Raw genomic sequence first — 1,562 nt, forward strand, 5'->3', positions numbered from 1 at the left:
ACCTATTTGTTATATCAAATAGGTTATGTCCTTTATTCTTTAAAAATCGCGCTCGATTGTGAAGAATGTCTAAAGTAATTTATAAATTTGAATTTGTTGCCATACAATTTTATAATTGTATGAAAAAAAGGATGAGGATTGTGCCTATTAATTCGTTTGAAGAATATCCAATGACATGGAAGCCGACATTAAATCGAGAAGATAGACCGATTTATCAGGCATTAGCTAAGCAATTAGAATCTGACATTAAAGAGGGACGCTTAGTTCCAGGCACAAAACTTCCCCCGCAAAGAGAGTTAGCAGACTATTTGGATGTGAATCTAAGTACAATCTCAAAATCATTTAAATTAGCTGAGTTAAAAGGACTGATTAGTGCAACCATTGGCAGTGGAACTTATGTTTCATATGATGCGATTTCGAACGCATACTTGCTTTCAGAAGAAAAGCCAAAACATTTAATTGAAATGGGCGCAATGCTACCAGATCGTGTATCATACGGACCTTTACATAACCTACTGCAATCCATGTTACAAGAATCCGATTGTGCGAGATGGTTTGGGTACAGTCGGCCAGGTGATTCGATTTGGCAAAAAGATGCAGGCGTCAAACTATTAAAACATGCCGGTGTTGAAACGACTAGAGAGCATGTCTTACTGGCTAATGGCGGACAAAATGCCATCACCGCAACACTTGCAGGTCTTTGTCAGCATGGAGACCGGATAGGTGTCGATCACCATACATATCCAGGGTTAAAGACAGCTGCCGCGATGCTGGGCATCCAGCTTGTCCCGATTAGGTCAGAAACTGATGAAATGAGTCCGGAAGCACTTCTGTATGCATGCAAAAACGAAAACATTAAAGGTTTATATATTATTCCGGATTACCAGAATCCGATGACGTATACAATGAGCATCGTTACTCGAAAGGCGATTGCGGAGATTGCCATAAAGTATAATTTATTTATCATTGAAGATGGAATGTATCATTTAACCCAAGACAAAGTATTGCCGGCCGTAGCGACATATGCACCTGAGCATTCGATTTATATAGCGAGTTTATCGAAATCGATGGCACCTGGACTCCGCCTTGCTTATGTCGCAGTTCCTTTCAAATTCCTGGATTCTACTCGAAAAGCTCTTTATAACTTAAATATTTCCGTATCGCCACTACTTGCGGAGTTAACAGCACGAGCAATTGTATCGAGTCAGCTTGAAAACATTGTTGCACTTCATAAAGAGGAAACTAAAGCTCGCAATCAATTGGTCAATCATTATTTAGATAAGGAAGATTGTTTAGGCGGAGAAACAGGGATTTTTCGCTGGTTACATCTGCCGAACCATTATACAGGGGACCAATTTGAACAAATAGCTGCAGCACAAGGTGTACAAGTTTATAGTGGAGGGCGATTTGCGGTAGGTAATGTCGCACCGGCAAATGCCGTGCGTTTGGGGATTTGTGCGCCAGAAACGAAAGAGGAACTTGAAAAAGCGCTTATTATACTTAAAAAAATAATTGAAACGTGAAAGGAATATTGTTCGCCATACAATTATAATATTGTATGG

General features: G+C 39.8%; 1 protein-coding gene. It reads left to right on the top strand.

Annotated elements, in window-relative coordinates:
* Nucleotides 1–140 precede the first annotated feature (140 nt).
* Entirely contained in the window at nucleotides 141–1,523 is a 1,383-nt protein-coding gene (locus ACFVSH_RS26455; protein ID WP_387708781.1) for an aminotransferase-like domain-containing protein, read from the top strand.
* Nucleotides 1,524–1,562: the final 39 nt, after the last annotated feature.

This window comes from Peribacillus sp. NPDC058002, assembly GCF_042886655.1.
GTDB classification, from domain to species: Bacteria; Bacillota; Bacilli; order Bacillales; family DSM-1321; genus Peribacillus; species Peribacillus aracenensis.